At 66.2% G+C, this 17,884-nt stretch carries 16 protein-coding genes and 1 tRNA gene; 10 read left to right on the top strand and 7 right to left on the bottom strand.

Going from position 1 to position 17,884, the window contains the following annotated elements; all coding sequences use genetic code 11:
- Window positions 1-19 precede the first annotated feature (19 nt).
- The 3 genes from ACLD02_RS08535 to ACLD02_RS08525 all read right to left on the bottom strand — a co-directional run bounded on the left by ACLD02_RS08535 (window position 20) and on the right by ACLD02_RS08525 (window position 961).
- Window positions 20-95 (bottom strand) — tRNA-Val (locus ACLD02_RS08535).
- 87 nt (window positions 96-182) lie between these two features.
- Window positions 183-371, bottom strand: a complete 189-nt coding sequence (locus tag ACLD02_RS08530; protein WP_203100776.1) for a hypothetical protein — start codon at window positions 369-371, stop codon at window positions 183-185.
- On the bottom strand, window positions 368-961 hold the full coding sequence (locus ACLD02_RS08525; RefSeq protein WP_203100774.1) for a TetR/AcrR family transcriptional regulator: 594 nt from the start codon (window positions 959-961) through the stop codon (window positions 368-370). The genes ACLD02_RS08530 and ACLD02_RS08525 overlap by 4 nt, the downstream gene beginning before the upstream one ends.
- Before the next feature lie 203 nt (window positions 962-1,164).
- On the opposite strand from ACLD02_RS08525, the gene ACLD02_RS08520 reads away from it, so the two are divergent.
- From ACLD02_RS08520 to ACLD02_RS08490, 7 genes are all read left to right on the top strand, one after another.
- On the top strand, window positions 1,165-2,958 hold the full coding sequence (locus ACLD02_RS08520; RefSeq protein ID WP_203100772.1) for an acyclic terpene utilization AtuA family protein: 1,794 nt from the start codon (window positions 1,165-1,167) through the stop codon (window positions 2,956-2,958).
- Between the two features lie 93 nt (window positions 2,959-3,051).
- Window positions 3,052-3,927 (top strand): SDR family oxidoreductase, encoded by an 876-nt coding sequence (locus tag ACLD02_RS08515; protein WP_410298445.1) that lies wholly within the window; start codon window positions 3,052-3,054, stop codon window positions 3,925-3,927.
- Entirely contained in the window at window positions 3,924-5,534 is a 1,611-nt protein-coding gene (locus tag ACLD02_RS08510; RefSeq protein ID WP_203100768.1) for an acyl-CoA carboxylase subunit beta, read from the top strand. Before ACLD02_RS08515 ends, ACLD02_RS08510 begins: the two co-directional genes overlap by 4 nt.
- Before the next feature lie 38 nt (window positions 5,535-5,572).
- Entirely contained in the window at window positions 5,573-6,730 is a 1,158-nt protein-coding gene (locus tag ACLD02_RS08505; RefSeq protein WP_410298444.1) for an acyl-CoA dehydrogenase family protein, read from the top strand.
- A gap of 63 nt (window positions 6,731-6,793) precedes the next feature.
- Entirely contained in the window at window positions 6,794-7,609 is an 816-nt protein-coding gene (locus tag ACLD02_RS08500; RefSeq protein WP_410298443.1) for an enoyl-CoA hydratase/isomerase family protein, read from the top strand.
- A gap of 106 nt (window positions 7,610-7,715) precedes the next feature.
- A complete protein-coding gene (locus tag ACLD02_RS08495; protein ID WP_410298442.1) occupies window positions 7,716-9,659 on the top strand; it encodes an acetyl/propionyl/methylcrotonyl-CoA carboxylase subunit alpha in 1,944 nt (647 codons plus the stop codon).
- A 240-nt stretch (window positions 9,660-9,899) separates the two neighbouring features.
- Window positions 9,900-11,729, top strand: a complete 1,830-nt coding sequence (locus ACLD02_RS08490) for a long-chain-acyl-CoA synthetase (RefSeq protein ID WP_203100760.1) — start codon at window positions 9,900-9,902, stop codon at window positions 11,727-11,729.
- 635 nt (window positions 11,730-12,364) lie between these two features.
- Here ACLD02_RS08490 and ACLD02_RS08485 read toward each other — a convergent pair.
- The 3 genes from ACLD02_RS08485 to ACLD02_RS08475 all read right to left on the bottom strand — a co-directional run bounded on the left by ACLD02_RS08485 (window position 12,365) and on the right by ACLD02_RS08475 (window position 14,416).
- Entirely contained in the window at window positions 12,365-12,817 is a 453-nt protein-coding gene (locus ACLD02_RS08485) for a phasin family protein (RefSeq protein ID WP_203100757.1), read from the bottom strand.
- An 82-nt stretch (window positions 12,818-12,899) separates the two neighbouring features.
- Window positions 12,900-13,193, bottom strand: coding sequence for a hypothetical protein (locus tag ACLD02_RS08480; protein ID WP_238400806.1), 294 nt, complete (start codon window positions 13,191-13,193; stop codon window positions 12,900-12,902).
- Window positions 13,194-13,195: 2 nt separating this feature from the next.
- The gene (locus ACLD02_RS08475) at window positions 13,196-14,416 is read right to left on the bottom strand and encodes a DUF445 domain-containing protein (RefSeq protein ID WP_203101401.1); all 1,221 of its coding nucleotides are present in this window, start codon (window positions 14,414-14,416) and stop codon (window positions 13,196-13,198) included.
- A 281-nt stretch (window positions 14,417-14,697) separates the two neighbouring features.
- Between ACLD02_RS08475 and ACLD02_RS08470 the strand changes: the two genes are divergently transcribed.
- Window positions 14,698-15,447 carry an SCP2 sterol-binding domain-containing protein gene (locus tag ACLD02_RS08470; RefSeq protein ID WP_203100755.1) on the top strand — a complete coding sequence of 250 codons (750 nt, stop codon included), beginning with the start codon at window positions 14,698-14,700 and terminating at the stop codon, window positions 15,445-15,447.
- A gap of 31 nt (window positions 15,448-15,478) precedes the next feature.
- Here ACLD02_RS08470 and ACLD02_RS08465 read toward each other — a convergent pair whose 3' ends face one another.
- Window positions 15,479-15,784: a hypothetical protein gene (locus ACLD02_RS08465; RefSeq protein WP_410298441.1), complete on the bottom strand. Its 306-nt coding sequence runs from the start codon at window positions 15,782-15,784 to the stop codon at window positions 15,479-15,481.
- A gap of 183 nt (window positions 15,785-15,967) precedes the next feature.
- Here ACLD02_RS08465 and ACLD02_RS08460 point away from each other — a divergent pair, with 183 nt between their 5' ends.
- Together ACLD02_RS08460 and cmoB are read left to right on the top strand one after the other, a co-directional pair.
- Entirely contained in the window at window positions 15,968-16,687 is a 720-nt protein-coding gene (locus ACLD02_RS08460; RefSeq protein ID WP_410298440.1) for a hypothetical protein, read from the top strand.
- Between the two features lie 214 nt (window positions 16,688-16,901).
- Window positions 16,902-17,870, top strand: coding sequence for a tRNA 5-methoxyuridine(34)/uridine 5-oxyacetic acid(34) synthase CmoB (gene cmoB, locus ACLD02_RS08455; protein ID WP_410298439.1), 969 nt, complete (start codon window positions 16,902-16,904; stop codon window positions 17,868-17,870).
- Window positions 17,871-17,884 lie beyond the last annotated feature (14 nt).

The raw sequence follows: 17,884 nt of genomic DNA, 5'->3' as shown, positions 1-17,884 counted from the left end.
CTGAAGCCCGATGGGAAACTGGTGGGTGGTGACGGGATCGAACCGCCGACCCTCTGCTTGTAAGGCAGATGCTCTCCCAGCTGAGCTAACCACCCTGGGTGCTTCGCGTCGCGAAGTGGGCGCCATTTTAGGGATTGGGCCCGGGGTGTCAACGGCTTTTTTCGACCCGCGACACCGTTCGGTCATAATTTGTCCTGATCGTCGATAAACGCCTTGGCGGCGTCCATGGACGGGAAGCGCCGGGGCAGCGCGCGGCCATCCGGCCCCGCCACCAGATAGTGGTGCACGCGCAGTTGCCAGGTGTCCCGGTCCAGCTCGCCCTCTTCCATGATGGTGTAGCCATTGCCCCACGGGTAGCCGTTGCCGATCATGGCCGCTCCCCCACCACCCGGTCGACGATCAGATCCGCCAGGTCATCCAGGGACAGGCGCCGGTTGGCGCTGAACCAGTTCGGGGTCCAGCCGATCATGCCGGTGATCAGGCGACGCAGGATAAAGGGGTCGGCGCGGAAGGCGCCCTGCTCGTGCAGCGCGCCCAGCACGTCCAGCCAGAGGCGCTCGTAGACATCGCGCAGGGCCAGGGCCCGGCGCTGGTTGTCCTCGCTCAGGCAGCGCCACTCCTGGACCATCACCGTCATCGCCTCGCGGGTATCGCCGACGGTGGCGGTGAGTTCGGCGCGCACCAGGTTGCGCAGTTGTTCCAGCGGCGTGTCGGCGGCGGCCACCGCCTGGCGCAGGCGCTCGGTATTGAAGCGGATCACTTCTTCCATCACCGCGTAGAGAATGTCTTCCTTGGTTTTGAAGTGGTGAAAGATGGACCCGCTCTGGATGCCCACGGCGGCGGCGATGTCGCGCACCGTGGTGCGGTCGAACCCCTTGGCGCGGAACAACTGGGCGGCGGCGCTCAACAGGCGCCCCCGGGGCGAGTTGTCGATGCCATGGATGGACGGATTGTCGGGCATGGGTCGTTCCTCCTGGCGGCGCATTTAAAAGCGGCAAGCGGCGAGTCGCAAGCGGCAAGCTTCAAACAGGCCCTATCGCGGCTGAAGCCGCTCCTACAGCATGCCCTGCTCATGCCCTGCTTATAGTTTGCCTCTTGCCAAACCAAGCGCTTGCTTGGTAGCTTACGGAATCCGATCCATCACGGCAATCAGGAGCCGGTCCCATGAGCGATCCCGTCCGTATCGGCTGCGCCGCGGCCTTCTGGGGCGACACCAACAGCGCCGCCTTCCAACTGGTGCGCAAAGGCGACATCGACTATCTGGTGTTCGACTATCTGGCCGAGGTCACCCTGTCGATCATGGCCGGCGCGCGCATGAAGGACCCGTCCGCGGGGTACGCCCACGATTTCGTGCATCAGGTAATGGCGCCCCTGGCCCGGGAAATCCGCGACAGGAAGATCAAGGTGATCAGCAACGCCGGTGGCGTCAATCCGCGCGCCTGCCGGGAGGCCTTGCAGGCGGTATTCGCCGAGGCCGGCGTGGATCTCAAAATCGCTCTGGTGGAAGGCGACGACCTGAACGGCCAGCGCGAGCGATTCGCCGGCTGCACCGAGCTCGACAGCGGCGCGCCGCTGCCGCCCATGACGCTGACCATGAACGCCTACCTGGGCGCCCTGCCGATCCAGGCGGCCCTGGACGCCGGCGCCGACCTGGTGCTCACCGGCCGGATAGCGGACTCCGCCCTGGTACTGGGCCCGTTGATGCATGAGTTCCAGTGGGCCGACGACGACTACGACAAGCTCGCCCAGGGTTCCCTGGCCGGCCATGTGATCGAGTGCGGCGCCCAGTGCACCGGCGGCAACTTCACCGACTGGCGGGACGTGCCCGGTTTCCATGACATGGGCTTCCCGATCGCCGAGTGCCACGCCGATGGCCAGTTCGTGGTCACCAAACCCGCCGGCACCGGTGGCCTGGTGACGCCGGCCACGGTGGGTGAACAGGTGCTCTACGAGATCGGCGACCCGCGCGCCTACATTCTTCCCGACGTGGTGTGCGACTTCACCGCCGTGACCCTGGAGCAGGACGGCGACGACCGGGTGCGGGTAAGCGGCGCCCGGGGCCGGCCGCCCACCGACACCTACAAGGTGTCCGCCACCTGGCCGGACGGCCAGCGTATCACTGTGTCGTTCCTGATGGCGGGCCTCGACGCCCCCACCAAGGGCCGGGTGGTGGCGGACGCCATCCTCAAGAAAACCGGCGCCCAGCTCCAGGCCCTGGGCCTGGCGCCGTTCCGCGACACCAGCGTGGAAATCCTCGGCAGCGAGGCCACCTATGGCGCCCACGCCCGCCGCGACGACACCCGCGAGGTGGTGGTCAAGATCGCCGCCCTGCATGACGATCGCAAGGCCCTGGGCCTGTTCGCCCGGGAGATCGCCCAGGCCGCCACCGGCATGGCGCCGGGCCTGTCCGGCCTGGTGGGCGGGCGGCCGAAGCCAGTGCCGCGCATCCGCCTGTTCTCGACCCTGGTACCGAAGGTGGACGTGACCGCCACCGTGGATCTGGACGGTGAGCCGGTGGAGGTGGGCGTGCCGGTAGGCGAACCGCTGGACCTCACCGCCCTGCCCTCCAGCCAGGGCACCGACACCGCCGGCGGTCCGGCCAGCGTGCCGCTGGTGAAGCTGGCCTGGGCGCGCTCCGGCGACAAGGGCGACCACGCCAACATCGGCGTCATGGCGCGCAAGCCGGAGTACCTGCCCTACCTGCGCGCGGCGCTCACCGACCAGGCGGTGGCCGACTATATGCGCCATGTGCTGGACCCGGAACACGGCTCCGTGAGCCATTGGGAGCTGCCCGGTTTCCACGCCTTCAATTTCCTGCTGCGCCACGCCCTGGGCGGCGGCGGCATCGCCAGCCTGCGTATCGACCCGCAGGGCAAGGCGTTCGCCCAGCAGCTGCTGGACATGCCGATTCCGGTGAGCCAGGACATCGCTAATGAGGTCGAGAAAACCACCCTGTAGGAGCGACCGGGCGGCGTTCCGCTTCAGCCGCGACCGACAGCCACGGCGCGCGGGCGCCACCGACTTTAATGAATTGCAGTGAGGATATGACGAATGCCCTACCGTTCCGTTTTCCGCGACGACCTGTTCGCCGGCAAGACCGTGATCGTCACCGGCGGCGGCTCCGGCATCGGCCGCTGCACCGCCCATGAGCTGGCGGCGCTGGGCGCCGGGGTGGTGCTGCTGGGCCGCAAGCAGGACAAGCTCCAGGCGGTGGCCGGGGAAATTCTCGAGGACACCGGCCAGGAAGCGCTCTGCTTCGCCTGCGACATCCGTGACGAGGACAAGGTGCGCGATACCGTGGCCGCCATCTATAACGCCGTGGGCCAGGTGGACGGTCTGGTCAACAACGCCGGCGGCCAGTTCCCGTCGCCGCTGGCGCTGATCAGCCAGAAAGGCTGGGAAACGGTGATCCGCACCAACCTGACCGGCGGCTTCCTGATGGCCCGGGAAGTGTTCATGCAGGGCATGAACAAGACCGGCGGCGGCATCGTCAACATCGTCGCCGACATGTGGGGCGGCATGCCCGGCATGGGCCATTCCGGCGCCGCCCGCGCCGGCATGGACAACTTCACCAAGACCGCGTCCCTGGAATGGGCCTGCGCCGGGGTGCGCGTGAACGCGGTGGCGCCGGGCTGGATCGCCTCCTCCGGCATGGATACCTACCCGGAAAGCATGCAGCAAACCATCAAGACGCTGCGCGACGCGGTGCCGCTCAAGCGCCTGGGCATGGAAGCGGAAGTCTCCTCGGCGATCTGTTTTCTGCTTAGCGACGGCGCCGCCTTCATCAACGGCGACACGCTGCGCATCGACGGCGGCGCCAGCCAGGGCAACGTGGCGATGTTCCCGCTGCCCGACCACGCCAACTCGAAACCCTATGACGGCTTCCATCGCGCCGTCGTTCCGGCCGTATTGAAGGACATCCAATGACCGTGCTCGACTCCGTCCTGGACCCTCACGGCGAGGCGTACCGGAACAACCGCGAGGCGCTGCTCAAGGCGGTGGAGGAATTCCGCGCCATCGAGCGGAAGGTGGTGGACACCGCCGAAGGCAAACGCGAGAAATTCGAAAAACGCGGCCAGTTGCTGCCCCATGAGCGGGTGGCGCGGTTGCTGGACCCGGGCTCACCGTTTCTGAGCCTGATGAACCTGGCCGGCTACAAGATGCACGACGACCGGGACGGCACCGAGGCCGGCGGCGGCACCATCGCCGGCATCGGCTATGTGTGCGGGGTGCGCTGCCTGGTGGTGGCCTCCAACTCGGCCATCAAGGGCGGCACCGTGACCCCGTCCGGCCTGTACAAGACCCTGCGCCTGCAGAAGATCGCCCTGGAAAACCGGCTGCCGATCATCAGCCTGGTGGAATCCGGCGGCGCCAACCTGAACTATGCCGCCGATGTGTTCGTGGAGGGCGCGCGCACCTTCGCCAACCAGGCACGCCTGTCCGCCGCCGGGGTGCCGCAGATCACCGTGGTGCACGGCAACGCCACCGCCGGTGGTGCCTACCAACCGGGGCTGTCGGACTACGTGGTGCTGGTGCGCGACCGTGCCAAGATGTTCCTGGCCGGCCCGCCGCTGCTCAAGGCGGCCACTGGCGAGATCGCCAGCGACGAGGAGCTGGGCGGCGCGGAAATGCACACCGGCGTGGCCGGCACCGCCGAATACCTGGCGGAGAACGACGCCGACGGCATCCGCCATGCCCGCGACATCATGAAAAAGCTGGGCCTGCGCGACACCCCGGCGGCCACCGGCGACTGGAAGCCGCCCCGGTTCGATGCCGAGGAACTGCTCGGCGTGGTCCCCGACGACGCCAAGAAGCCCTACGACGTGCGCGAGATCATCGCCCGCATCGCCGACGATTCCGACTTCCTGGATTTCAAGAACGAGTGGGACGCGGCCACCCTGTGCGGCTGGATCGAGATCGAGGGCCAGCCGCTGGGCGTGCTCGGCAACAACGGCCCGATCACCCCCCGCGGCGCCGCCAAGGCGGCCCAGTTCATCCAGCTCTGCGACCAGACCCGCCGGCCACTGCTGTTTCTTCACAACACCACCGGTTTCATGGTCGGCACCGACGCGGAACAGAACGGCGTCATCAAGCACGGCTCGAAAATGATCCAGGCGGTGGCCAACGCCCGGGTGCCCAAGGTCTCGATCCTGGTGGGCGGTTCCTACGGCGCCGGCAACTACGCCATGTGCGGCCGCGGCCTGGACCCGCGCTTCATCTTCGCCTGGCCCAACAGCCGGGTGGCGGTGATGGGCGGCCAGCAGGCCGGCATGGTGCTGCGCATCGTCGCCGAGGCCAAGCAACGGGCCAACGGCCTGGAACCGGACGAGAAGGTGCTGGACATGCTGCAGCAAAGCACCGCCGAGAAACTGGACGCCCAGTCCACCGCGCTGTACGCCACCGCGCGACTGTGGGACGACGGCATCATCGACCCCCGCGACACCCGCAAGGTGCTGGCCTATGTGCTGGATATCTTCCGGCAAGCGGAACAACGGGAACCACACGCCAATACGTTCGGCGTTGCGCGGCTGTAAGAGCGATCGCCAAGACAAACGGACATCAGGAGCAGGACATGCAATTCACCCAGGAACACGAAGAACTGCGCCGCACGGTGCGTAATTTTGTCGAGAAGGAAATCAACCCCTATGTGCCGGAGTGGGAGAACGCCGGTCGTTTTCCGATCCATGACGTCTTCAAGAAGATGGGCGACCTGGGTTTGCTGGGCGTCACCAAACCGCAGGAATTCGGCGGCATGGGCCTGGACTATTCCTACGGCCTGATCGTTGCCGAGGAGATCGGCGGCGCCGCCTGCGGCGGCGTGCCGCTGTCCATTGGCGTGCAGACCGACATGGCCACCCCGGCCCTGGCGCGGTTCGGCTCCGAGCAGCTCAAGCGCGATTACCTGGCGCCGGCCATCGCCGGTGAGATGGTGGCGTCCATCGCGGTGTCCGAGCCCCACGCCGGTTCCGACGTGGCCAACATCAAGACCAACGCGAAAAAAGACGGCGACGACTACGTGATCAACGGCACCAAGATGTGGATCACCAACTCGCCGAGCGCCGACTTCTTCTGCCTGCTGGCCAACACCTCCGACGACAAGCCCCACGTCAATAAGTCGCTGATCATCGTGCCCAAGGACGCGGGTGGCATCACCGTGGACAAGCATCTGGACAAGCTGGGTATGCGCAGCTCGGAGACCGCCCAGGTGTTCTTCGACAATGTGCGCGTGCCGCAAAGCAACCTGATCGGCCAGGAAGGCATGGGCTTCATGATGCAGATGATGCAGTTCCAGGAGGAGCGCCTGTGGGGGGCCGCCAACGCCCTCAAGGGCTGCGACAACCTGATCCGCGACACCATCGAGTACGCCCGCGAGCGGCGGGTGTTCGGCATGTCCCTGCTGGACAACCAATCGGTGCATTTCAAGCTGGCGGAATTGCAGACCGAGGTGGAGCTGTTGCGCGCCCTGGTGTGGCAGGCCTGCGAGACCTATGTGAACGGCGGCGACGTACTGCGCCTGGCGTCCATGGCCAAACTCAAAGCCGGGCGACTGCTGCGCGAAGTGGCCGACGGCTGCATGCAGTACTGGGGCGGCAACGGCTTCATGTGGGACAACCCGGCCAGCCAGCTCTATCGCGATGGTCGTCTTGCCTCCATCGGCGGCGGCGCCGACGAAGTGATGCTGGGCATTATCTGCAAGACCATGAACATGCTGCCCGGCAAGAAAAAATAACGATACAGGATGCATCCTGTATCGCGACCGTCAGGCCGCCCGTTTTCAGAACGAGACAGAGCTATGGATTTACCCAGAACCGAGACGATCACATTGCACCGCGACGGCGGCGTGCTGCGCGTCACGCTGGACCGTCCGGAGGCACGCAACGCCATGAGCCTGGCCATGGTGGAAGAGCTGATGGCCACCTTCGAGGCGGTGGAGCGCGATGAAAGCGTGCGCGCCCTGGTGTTGCGTGGCGCCGGCGGGCATTTCTGCGCCGGTGGCGACATCAAGGACATGGCCGGCGCCCGGCAAAAGGCCGCCGACGGCGACCCGGAGGCGTTCTTCCGCCTCAACCGCCGCTTCGGCGAAATGATCACCCGGGCCAACCGTCTGCCGGCGGTACTGATCACGGTGCTGGAGGGCGCGGTGATGGGCGGCGGCTTCGGGCTGGCGTGCGTGTCCGATGTGGCCCTGGCCGCCGGGGACGCCCGTTTCGCCTTGCCGGAAACCGGCCTCGGGGTGATTCCCGCCCAGATCGCGCCGTTCGTGGTGCGGCGGGTGGGGCTCACCCAGGCGCGCCGGCTGGCGCTCACCGGGGCCCGCTTCGACGGCCACCGGGCCCTGGCCCTGGGGATGGTTCACGAGGTGGCCGATTCCGCCGAGGAGCTGGACAAGAAGCTCACCGAGCTGCTCGACCAGGTGCGCCGCTGCGCCCCCGGCGCCAACCGCGCCACCAAGGCCTTGGTGCTGGACGTGGATAGCGTGCCCATGGAGGAGCTGCTGGACCGGGCCGCCCGGGAATTCGCCGACGCCGTCAACGGCGACGAGGGCCAGGAAGGCACCCTGGCCTTCGTGCGGAAACGAGCGCCGTCCTGGGCCGACGATCGCGACTGAAGCGGAACGCCGCCCGGTCGCTCCTACAGCGGTTCTCATCGCGGTAGGAGCGACTTCAGTCGCGATAACGGCGCCACGACCGGGAACAAATGACAAGGAATCATCGATGAGCTTTGAAAAGATTCTGATCGCCAACCGGGGCGAAATCGCCTGCCGGGTGATCGCTTCGGCGCAGTCGCTGGGCTATCGCACCGTGGCGGTGTTTTCCGAGGCCGACGCCGGCGCCCGCCATGTGGCCCTGGCCGACGAAGCGTTGTGCATCGGCCCGGCCACGGCGGCGCGCTCCTATTTGAACAGCGAGGCACTGCTGGACGCCTGCCGGCGCACCGGCGCCGACGCGGTGCATCCCGGCTACGGCTTTCTGTCCGAGAACGCGGACTTCGCCGAGGCCTGCGCCGCCGCCGGCATTACCTTCATCGGCCCGCCGCCGGCGGCGATCCGGCTGATGGGCTCCAAGCGCCTGTCCAAGATCGCCATGCAGGAGGCCGGCGTGCCCTGCGTGCCCGGCTACCAGGGCGAGGCCCAGGACGACGACACCCTGATCCGCGAAGCGGAGCGGGTCGGCCTGCCGCTGATGATCAAGGCCAGCGCCGGCGGCGGCGGCCGCGGCATGCGGGTGGTCACCGACGCCGGCGACATCGCCGCCCAGCTCAAGAGCGCTCGCCAGGAAGCGAAAAGCAGCTTCGGCAACGATGAGCTGATCCTGGAGCGGGCGGTGGTCAACCCCCGCCACGTGGAGATCCAGGTGTTCGGCGACCACCACGGCAATGTGATTCATCTGGGCGAACGGGACTGCTCGGTGCAGCGCCGCCACCAGAAGGTGGTGGAAGAGGCGCCCTCCCCGGCGGTGGACGACGGGCTGCGCGCGCGCATGGGCGAGGCGGCGGTGAACGCCGCCCGGGCCTGCGACTACGTAGGCGCCGGCACGGTGGAGTTTCTGCTCGGCGACGACGGCGACTTCTTCTTTCTGGAAATGAACACCCGGCTGCAGGTGGAGCACCCGGTCACCGAGCTGGTCACCGGCCAGGACCTGGTGGCCTGGCAACTGCGCGTGGCCGCCGGCGAGCCGCTACCGCTCAGCCAGGAACAGGTGACACTCAGCGGCCACGCCATGGAGGTGCGCCTCTATGCCGAGGACCCGGCGCGGAACTACCTGCCGCAAACCGGCACCGTGGAACGCTGGCGCCCCGCCACCGGCGACGGCGTGCGCGTGGACCACGGGCTGGTGGACGGCGCCGAGGTGGGCAGCCACTACGACCCCATGCTGGCCAAGATCATCGCCTTCGGCGCCAGCCGCGACGAGGCCCGCCGGCGACTGATCCGCGCCGTGGAGGATACCGAGCTGATGGGGCTGGACGACAACCGCCGCTTCCTGGCGGCGATCCTGCGCCACCCGGAATTCGCCACCGGCGCCGCCACCACCGCCTTTATCGGCGGCCCGTTCGCCGATGATCCGGCCCTGGAGCCGCTGGCGGTATGCGACACCCTGTGGGGTCTGGCGGCGCTGCTGCTGGGTCGTTCCGGCGCCGCCGCCGGTCGTGGTTACGCCGGCTGGCATTCCAGTGGCCTGGGTGCCCAGCCCCTGGTGCTGGCCAGCGGCGAGCAGGAACGCACCCTGTATCTGACGCCGGACGGCGTGCACGGCCAGCCCGGGCTGACCCTGGACCTGGTCCACCAGGATGGCGACCTGGTGGCCAGCGTGGACGGCGTGCGCCGCCGCTACCGCTGGTGGCGCCAGGGCGAGACGCTGTGGCTGCAGGACGGTGCCGCGCGGGTGGCCTTCGAGGAGCGCACCCACCGCGCCGGGGCCGGCGACGACGGCCCCGGCTCCGGACAGTTGAAGGCGCCCATGGACGGCGCCGTGATCGAAGTGAACGTAAGCCCCGGCGACACGGTCGAAAAGGGTCAGACCCTGGCGGTACTGGAAGCGATGAAAATGGAGCACGCCCTGAAGGCGGATCGCGATGGCCGGGTGGAACGGGTGGAGGCCGCCGCCGGCGATCAGGTCAAGCGTCAGCAGTTGCTGATCACGGTAACCGATGAGCTTTAAGGACAAGCCACGGGATTCCCAGGGCCAAGGCACGAGGGTGCCAGAATATGGTTCACTACGGGCGGCCCCGTTGTAGGGAAGCGACCGACTGGTCGCACAGGGCGTCTCGGATCGATTGCCGGTATACGTATCCACCGGTAAGGTATACCCCGCTTCCGAGGCCCGGCGGGTCCCGTTTGCAATCGGTTTGAGCTCCCGGCGTGGTCCGGGCATTCCAAGAACACAGACAGTGGAGACCCCATGAGCAACGCCGACGTGATTACGTTGCCCAAGCTGCTTTCCAAGGTGCCTGAAGTGATCGGCAATCTGCCCGGTCTGATCAAGGGCTCCAAGATGAGCAAGATCACCGATACCTCCAAGCCGCTGGGGCTCGGCGTGGCCTTCGAGCAGGCCACCGCCGGCAATCCCAACGGCGTCGCCGTGCTGCAGGACGACCGCGAACTGACCTACAAGCAGTTCAACGCCTGGGCCAACCGCATCGCCGACTACCTGGCCTCCATCGGCCTGAAGAAGGGCGACACCGTGGCGGTGGACGTGGAGAACCGCCCGGAGCTGCTGGCCGCGGTGCTTGGCTGCGCCAAGCTGGGCGTGTGCGCCGCCCTGCTCAACACTTCCCAGAAAGGCAAGGTGCTGGTGCACAGCTTCAACCTGGTGGAGCCCAAGGCGGCGATCATCGGCGAGGAGCTGGTGGAGACCATCCGCGATATCCGTGACGACCTGGACCTGAAGAAGAACTTCTTCTATTTCGCCGATCAGGACACCCTGGCGGACCCGGGCACCGCGCCGGAGGGTTTCGCCAACCTGGCCACCGAGATCAAGGACTGCTCCAGCGAGAATCCCGCCACCACCAACCAGACGTTCCTGCGCGATCCGCTGTTCTACATCTACACCTCCGGCACCACCGGCCTGCCCAAGGCGGTGGTGTTCAACCACGGCCGCTGGGAAAAAGCCTACGGCGCCTTCGGCTACTCCGCGGTACGCCTGGGCAAGGACGACCGCCTGTACTGCACCCTGCCCTTCTACCATGCCACCGGCATGGTGATCTGCTGGGCCTCGGTGATCGCCGGCGAAGGCGGCCTGTCCATCGCCCGCAAGTTCTCCGCCAGCCGCTTCTGGGACGACGTGCGCAAGCACAACTGCACCGCCTTCGGTTACGTGGGCGAGCTGTGCCGCTATCTCAACGAGCAGCCCGAGAAACCCAACGACGCCGACAACCCGGTGCACACCATCGTCGGCAACGGCCTGCGCCCGAGCATCTGGAAACAGTTCAAGGCGCGCTTCGGCATTGAACGCGTGGTGGAGCTGTACGCCTCCTCCGAGGGCAACGTGGCGTTCACCAATGTGTTCAACTTCGACAACACGGTGGGCTTCTCACCGGTGAGCTACGCCATCGTCAAGTACGACAAGGAAGCCGACGAGCCGGTGCGCGACAAGAACGGCTACATGATCAAGGTGGGCAAGGGCGAATCCGGCCTGATGCTCGGCGAGATCACCGACAAGACGCCGTTCGACGGCTACACCGATCCGGAAAAGACCGAGAAGGCGATCTTCCGGGACGTGTTCAAGAAAGGCGACGCCTGGTTCAACACCGGCGACATGATGCGTGACATCGGCTTCCGCCACGCCCAGTTCGTCGACCGCCTGGGCGACACCTTCCGCTGGAAGGGCGAGAACGTGTCCACCACCGAGGTGGAGCAGATCCTGGACGGCTTCGAGCAGATCGTGGAATCCGTGGTCTACGGCGTGGAGATCCCCGGCACCAACGGTCGCGCCGGCATGGCGGAACTGCGCCTGGACCGCCCCCACGATGATGTGGACTGGCCGGCGCTGTGCGCCTACCTGCAGCGCGAGCTGCCGCCCTACGCGATTCCGGTGTTCCTGCGCATCACCGACCACGGGGTGGAAACCACCGGCACCTTCAAGCACCAGAAGAACAAGCTGAAGGACGAGAAGTACGACCTGAGCAAGCATGACGATCCGGTCTATGTGCTGCTGCCCGGCGAGAGCTGTTACCAGCGTCTCACGCCGGAGGTTCAGCAAGGCATCGACGGTGGGCAGTACCGCTTCTAGACCGCCGACCCATCGCGGCTGAACAAAAACGCGGGCCTCCGGGCCCGCGTTTTTTTATGCACAGATGCTGTGGATAAGGATGTGAAAAAACGCTGGAAGACCGGGCCCGGCGCGGTCATCCCGGGGGGCCGCGCGGACTGCGGTGAATTTAACCAATCTTTCACATCCCGAACCGGACCGCTGGAGAGCGATTTTTCCACCGCCCGGGTTTTCCACAGATCCTGTGGATAAACCTGTGAAGAAAACGCGGAAAAGTGGCCCCAACAGCGTAAAAAAGGCCCTTTCCTCTCTTTGACGTTTTTTTGACCAAAATAAGAAAAAACAATAAAAACAATGACTTATGTTTTATATAAAGCCTATTTCCCATGTTGCGGGGTGCCCTGTTACCTTCTTTCCCAATCCCGACGAAGCTGTGCACAGTTTCCGGGTTTCACGATCTTGTCAATAGTGAAATGACGTCACGCGAATGGACACACGAAAAGCACCGCCACGGTGCCGGCGGTGAGTGAAGCACGGGCGCGGGTGCCCCGCTTTGGCGCGAACCGGGGCCATCCTGTGGATAATTCTGTGGGCAATCTGGTGGGAACCGGCGCATAACCGGTTTTGGCGGGGCGCCTGCCCCGCCGTGGGGCGAATCAGCGCGGGCCGCCCTGCTCCGGCGGGGTGTCGTCGTCATCGTGTTCCATATGCTCCAGGGCGTCGGTGAGCTCCTGGACGCGCTGGCGCAGGGCATCCACTTCCCGCTTGTTGGGAATGCCGAGCCGGGACAGAGCCTTGCCCAGGCGATCGTCGAAGGCCTTCTCCATGCGATCGATGGTTTCGCCGGTGTGATGGCGCACCCGTTCCTTTATGTCTTCCACCCGCGGAGTCTTTTCCTTGGCGCGACGCTCCACCTCGCGCCCGGCTTCCACCAGGGCATCGAAGAAACCACTGCCCTCTTCCTCGGCGCGGGCGTAGGCGCCCAGGCCGGCCAGCCAGATCTGGTGGGTGTACTTGCGCAGGTCGCGGGAAGCGCCGGACAGCGCCCGCAGGGGGTGGCCGCGCTCATCCCGCGGCTGGGAATCCTGGTGTTCGTCGCGATCGGACATGGGCCTCACTCTCGGTCAAACGCTGGCAGCGCGGGAGTATAGGCCAAAAATGACAGGCCCGGCCAATGGCTTGTCCGACAAGCTATTCCCGGTCCTCGCCTTCCTCGCGGGGCCGGCGTCCGCCCACGAAGCGGGCCAGATCCCGGGCGCGATCGCGGATCAAATCCCGGGATTTGCCGGTAAGCACCGCCACGAAGCGCTCGGTGAGGCGGTCGGCGCCGGCCTCGAAACGGGCGTCGATATGCCGTTCAAGGCGTGGCCCGAGCCAGAATTTCACCACCAGCCCTACCACCACCAGGGTGATCAGGGCGGACAGCAATGCACAGCCGGTGAGCAGCAGCGCCAGATCGTAGGATGAGAGGGTCACGGTATTCATGGTCACGCCAGCCCGAACACGAAGATCAGTTGCGCCAGCCCGGCCATGGCGCCCAGGAAACCGCCCACCAGGATCAGAATCCACTCGTCTTCCTGGAACGCCGGGCGCAGCAGGTCCTGGAATTCCTCGGAGCTGAGCCCCTGCATGCGCTCGCGCATGAGACGCTCGATGATGCTGCTGCGCTCGCGGTTGAAGCGGTCGTCCTCGAACGGCTCCACCGCCAGGTCCACGGCCTTGTCCTCCACCGCGCGCTTGAGGTCGGCGTAGCCACCGGGGCCCACGGTAAGCTGGGCGGCGGTGCGCACGAAGCCGCCATTGAGCAGCGGCTTGAGGTGGCGCTTGATCAACGCCTTGGTGCGATCGCCACGGGGGCCGTTGATCACCTGGTACATAATGTTGCGCAACGTCACCAGTTCCTCGGTGGTGAGCCGGGCGAACGACTCGGCCACATCCTTCTGACGCTTGAGAAACAGCCCCTGAAGCCGGAACGGCCCCACCCGCACCGGATTGAGGGGCCGGAAGATCACGTTCAACGCCAGCCAGTTGGTGGCGATGCCGACAATGAAACCGAACACCGGCAGCACCCAGTTGGCGGGCATGAGAATGAACACCGGCACCTGCACCAGGCCGAACAGAAAACCGAAATAGAAACCGGAGTTGGTGACGAAGCGGAATTCCGGCTCCCCCACTTCCTTGAACATCTGCACCATGAGCGCTTTGTCCGAGCGCATGCGCTCGACGATCATGTGCTTCATGTCCACCAGGTTTTCCAGGTTGCGGCTGATGTCATCGACCACGTTGTCCATCACCGCCGGAATGGCGCGGCGGGCCCGGGCGTAGACCCGCTTGCGCACCGCCAGGGGCAGGTTCTCCCAGAGCACCGCGTTGCGTTCGGTCATTACCTCGTCGACGTATTCCTCGATGCGGGCCTGGATGCTCTTGGTGAGGTGGGCGGCGATTTTTTCCGGCTCCATCTCACGGAAAAACTCGTCCAGGCTGCCCAGTTTCTGCAGGGTCTTGTCCACCACGATGGCGGCCATCTTCTCGACCTTGGACGGAATGATGCCCTGCCAGCCCAGGAACGGGCGGATACCGATGAATTCCAACGGATAGAAGGTCATCTGCACGGCCATCCAGTTGGTGGCCCAACCCACGGCGCCGGCGATAAACGGCAGGCTGAAGTACTTCCAGAAATCCGGATGGGAAAACAACGAATCCAGCATGTCGGGCAACAACCCCCTCCCAGGGTGGACGCGGCGAGCCTTCGGCATCTTCCAAACACCGAGGAGCCACAAGCCTAGCCGCCCGGTCCCGCCGAGAACAGCTCCCTCGGGGCGCGCGCGCCGGTCACGAAAGCCAATGTTATGGTAATAATCCGCTTCCTAGTATAGGGACACTGGCGGTCGTCCACTCAGCGTCGGCGCGTAATTTTTGGCAACCGCCCCCGCTTGCCCCATACTTCCAGCCAGTATTCGCACGCCAGAACAGAAGGATTTCGTATTCCATGACCACGCCGTCCACCCTGCCCGGGCTGCTTATGTACGGCGCCCTGGAAACCCTGCTCAACCAGGCGCTTACCGGCGACCCGCGCGGGCGCGAGCAACTGGCGGCGTTGCACGGCACCGCCGTGCGGGTACGCGGCGAGAACCCCATGTGGGTGCTCTATATGCTGATCTATGAAGACGGCGTGGAGCTGCACGACGAATACGAGGGCCCGGTGGACGTGCGCGTGCGCGGGCCCCTGGGCGCCATGCTGCACTGGCTGCTGGCCCCCAACAGCGGTGACGCCGAGGAACGCCTGCGCATCACCGGCCCGCCGGACACCCTGGAACGCCTGCAAAGCATGATCAGCGAATTCAGCCTGTGGCCGCTGGCCCGCAACTGGCTGGACGACCATGTGCGCCTCAAGGAACTGCTCGCGGTGCTGCGCCGGGAAGATCCGGTGTGGCTGGAGAAGCTGGCCGGGCTGCCCGATCACCTCGGGGACCTGGCGGCGCAGATGGCCCGCCAGCAACTGCTGCAGGAAGATCTGATCGAGGAGGTGCGCGGCCTGCGCCGGGAAATCCGCCACGCGCGCCGGCTCGATCTGGCGTTCCTGGTGGCCGGCCTGGGCCTGATGCTGGTGGCGCTGCTGCGCGCCCTGGGCCAGTGGCAGGACACCTGGCGCGCCTTCGCCCACGACTATGTGTCATTGGCGATGATCAGCTTCGGCCTGGCCCTGATCATCGGGCGGCTGATGCACCGGGAGCGCTGATCGCGACTGAAGCGGAGTGCCGCCGAAGCGGCTATTTCTTGCCGAAGAACTTGCTGAGGCGCTCGCCCACCAACTCGGTGCTGGAACGCGCCAGGCTGCGGCTGGTCTCTTCCAGCATCTCCCGGGTGGGCAGATTGCGCACGCCCTCGTTGATGCCCCGCTTCACCGCCTCCTCCACGCTCGCCGCGATCAGATCCGCCGCCTTGCGCGCTTCCTCGTCCAGTTCCCGTTTCAGGCCACTCTTCAAACGCGGCTGTAAATAGAAGTGGCCCCACAGCGCCACCACGAACAACGTAATGGCGGAAGAAATCACGGCGGTGAGCAAAATCGTGGTCATACAGAACGGTCCCGGATAACGGGTTCGTAACCAAAACCGGATTTCCTGTAACCGTTGGTACGAACCGGAAGTATTGCTTAGCGAAACACTTACTATGTGAAAAGCGGCAACCCCGCTGCCGTATTGCTAAGGAAAGCCCGTGTAACGCAGGAGCAGATAATAACTTCAACACGGGATCACAGAATGACTTCCGGGACGGACGCTTCACGCACCCACAGCCAAGGTCTTGCCCCGCTGGCGCAGCTTTTCTCATTGTGCCAACGGCACCGTTTGCCGTTGTCCTTATTGGCCATTCAATTCAAGGAACTGCCGGCCATTGGCCGCCAACTGGGCGGCGAGCGGCTGCGCCAGCTACAACGCCAGCTCGCCCAGGCGGTGGAGCGGCGCATCCGCGCCGAGGACGGCCTGGTGGCCTGGCAGCGGGGCTATCTGGTGCTGTGCCTGCCTGGCACCCGGGTGGAGGGGGCGGTGTGCCTGGGCCAGCGCCTGCGCGGCTGGTTCGAGCGCACCCGCTTCACACTGGATGAGCGGGCGCTGCGGCTTCATCCCTGCATGGCGGTGCATGTGTCCGAGAGCGACCAGGAAGAAGAAAGCCGCGAACCGGTCCGCGAACTGCTGATGGACACCCTTTGTCTGCTGGCCGCCGAGGAGGACGGCGGTGAGCCGATTCTGTCGCGCCGGGCCCGCGCCGCCCTGGAGCGTTTCGCGGCGACGGCGGGCACCGAGCCGGCGGCGGCGTCCGGCGAGCTCCACGAGTTGGTGGAGAAACTGAGCCGCCATGATGAAGGCATCCTGGTGCGCGAGCTGTCGCCGGCCCTGCGGCGCCTGGACGAACCCACCCGCATGCGCCTCATCGACCACCTGCTGGAAGCGTCCCTGATCCCCGGTGCCACCCCCTCCTAGGCCCGCACCACCACGAAGAACAATGACGGTGAGGATCACTGCCGAGCGGAGCGATGTGGCCCCCTTTCCGGGACCCTGTTTGACAGGATGTCAAACCGGGAGCCCCCAGGGACGGGTTCACGGCGTTCCCGGAAAGGGGGCCACATCGCTCCGCGCCCCGGCTAGCGCCATCCCCCCATTGCGGCAACCACACCCCACCGGGATAATCCGCGCCATGCTGGAAACCTATCTGGATGAACTGGCCACGGCCCTGCCCCCGGTGCTCGGCAACGGCGCCGACCCGGTGCTGGCGCTGAGCCGCCAGCGTCTGATCGACAAGCCCCACGGCGACCTGCCCCGCTGGCGCGATGCCGTGGCCGCCCTGCCACCGGGCCCCGCGCCCCATGACCTGGACCGGGACACCGTCACCCTGGGTGCGCCGGGCGCGGCGGTGGATCGCGATGCCCTGGTGACCGCCCTGCAAGGGCTGATCCCCTGGCGCAAGGGCCCGTTCGAGTTCTTCGGCCAAACCGTGGACACCGAATGGCGCTCCGACTGGAAGTGGCAACGGGTGGCGCCGCACCTGTCCGACCTGCGCGGTCGCCGGGTGCTGGACGTGGGTTGCGGCAGCGGCTACCACGGCTGGCGCATGGTGGGCGCCGGCGCCGACTTCGTGCTCGGCATCGACCCCACCATCCTGTTCCTGATGCAGTATCTGGCGGTGAGGCGTTACGCGCCGCGGGCGCCGTTCTGGTTCGCGCCGCTGCGCATGGAAGAGCTGCCCGCCAGCGCCGCCTTCGACACCGTGTTCTCGATGGGCGTGCTCTACCACCGCCGCTCGCCCCTGGACCACCTGCTGGAACTGGCCGGCGCCCTGCGCCCGGGCGGCGAGCTGGTACTGGAGACCCTGGTGGTGGAAGGTGGCGAACACACCGTGCTGATGCCCGAGGGCCGTTACGCGGCGATGCGCAATGTGTTCTTCCTGCCCAGCAGCGCCCACCTGGCGATCTGGCTGCGGCGCAGTGGCTTCGAGGAGGTACGCTGCGTGGACGAAACCGTCACCACCACCGACGAGCAGCGCGCCACCGACTGGATGCGCTTTCAATCGCTGCCGGACTTCCTCGACCCGGACCATCCGTCACGCACCCGGGAGGGCCACCCGGCGCCTCGCCGGGCCACCCTGGTGGCCCGCAAACGCCGCTGATTGGCCCGCAAGGA

This window comes from Alloalcanivorax sp. C16-2 (assembly GCF_046507615.1).
In the GTDB taxonomy this organism is placed as follows: domain Bacteria; phylum Pseudomonadota; class Gammaproteobacteria; order Pseudomonadales; family Alcanivoracaceae; genus Alloalcanivorax; species Alloalcanivorax marinus_A.
This window is presented reverse-complemented; position numbering and strand designations above follow the sequence as displayed.

Excerpts from the sequence above, each read along its gene's own strand:
- cmoB (WP_410298439.1), top strand. The coding sequence starts at position 16,902 with ATGCTGGAAACCTATCTGGATGAACTGGCCACGGCCCTGCCCCCGGTG.
- ACLD02_RS08475 (WP_203101401.1), bottom strand. The coding sequence starts at position 14,416 with ATGCTGGATTCGTTGTTTTCCCATCCGGATTTCTGGAAGTACTTCAGC.
- ACLD02_RS08460 (WP_410298440.1), top strand. The coding sequence starts at position 15,968 with ATGACTTCCGGGACGGACGCTTCACGCACCCACAGCCAAGGTCTTGCC.
- ACLD02_RS08500 (WP_410298443.1), top strand. The coding sequence starts at position 6,794 with ATGGATTTACCCAGAACCGAGACGATCACATTGCACCGCGACGGCGGC.
- ACLD02_RS08505 (WP_410298444.1), top strand. The coding sequence starts at position 5,573 with ATGCAATTCACCCAGGAACACGAAGAACTGCGCCGCACGGTGCGTAAT.
- ACLD02_RS08470 (WP_203100755.1), top strand. The coding sequence starts at position 14,698 with ATGACCACGCCGTCCACCCTGCCCGGGCTGCTTATGTACGGCGCCCTG.
- ACLD02_RS08530 (WP_203100776.1), bottom strand. The coding sequence starts at position 371 with ATGATCGGCAACGGCTACCCGTGGGGCAATGGCTACACCATCATGGAA.
- ACLD02_RS08520 (WP_203100772.1), top strand. The coding sequence starts at position 1,165 with ATGAGCGATCCCGTCCGTATCGGCTGCGCCGCGGCCTTCTGGGGCGAC.
- ACLD02_RS08480 (WP_238400806.1), bottom strand. The coding sequence starts at position 13,193 with ATGAATACCGTGACCCTCTCATCCTACGATCTGGCGCTGCTGCTCACC.
- ACLD02_RS08515 (WP_410298445.1), top strand. The coding sequence starts at position 3,052 with ATGCCCTACCGTTCCGTTTTCCGCGACGACCTGTTCGCCGGCAAGACC.
- ACLD02_RS08465 (WP_410298441.1), bottom strand. The coding sequence starts at position 15,784 with ATGACCACGATTTTGCTCACCGCCGTGATTTCTTCCGCCATTACGTTG.
- ACLD02_RS08510 (WP_203100768.1), top strand. The coding sequence starts at position 3,924 with ATGACCGTGCTCGACTCCGTCCTGGACCCTCACGGCGAGGCGTACCGG.
- ACLD02_RS08525 (WP_203100774.1), bottom strand. The coding sequence starts at position 961 with ATGCCCGACAATCCGTCCATCCATGGCATCGACAACTCGCCCCGGGGG.
- ACLD02_RS08485 (WP_203100757.1), bottom strand. The coding sequence starts at position 12,817 with ATGTCCGATCGCGACGAACACCAGGATTCCCAGCCGCGGGATGAGCGC.
- ACLD02_RS08495 (WP_410298442.1), top strand. The coding sequence starts at position 7,716 with ATGAGCTTTGAAAAGATTCTGATCGCCAACCGGGGCGAAATCGCCTGC.
- ACLD02_RS08490 (WP_203100760.1), top strand. The coding sequence starts at position 9,900 with ATGAGCAACGCCGACGTGATTACGTTGCCCAAGCTGCTTTCCAAGGTG.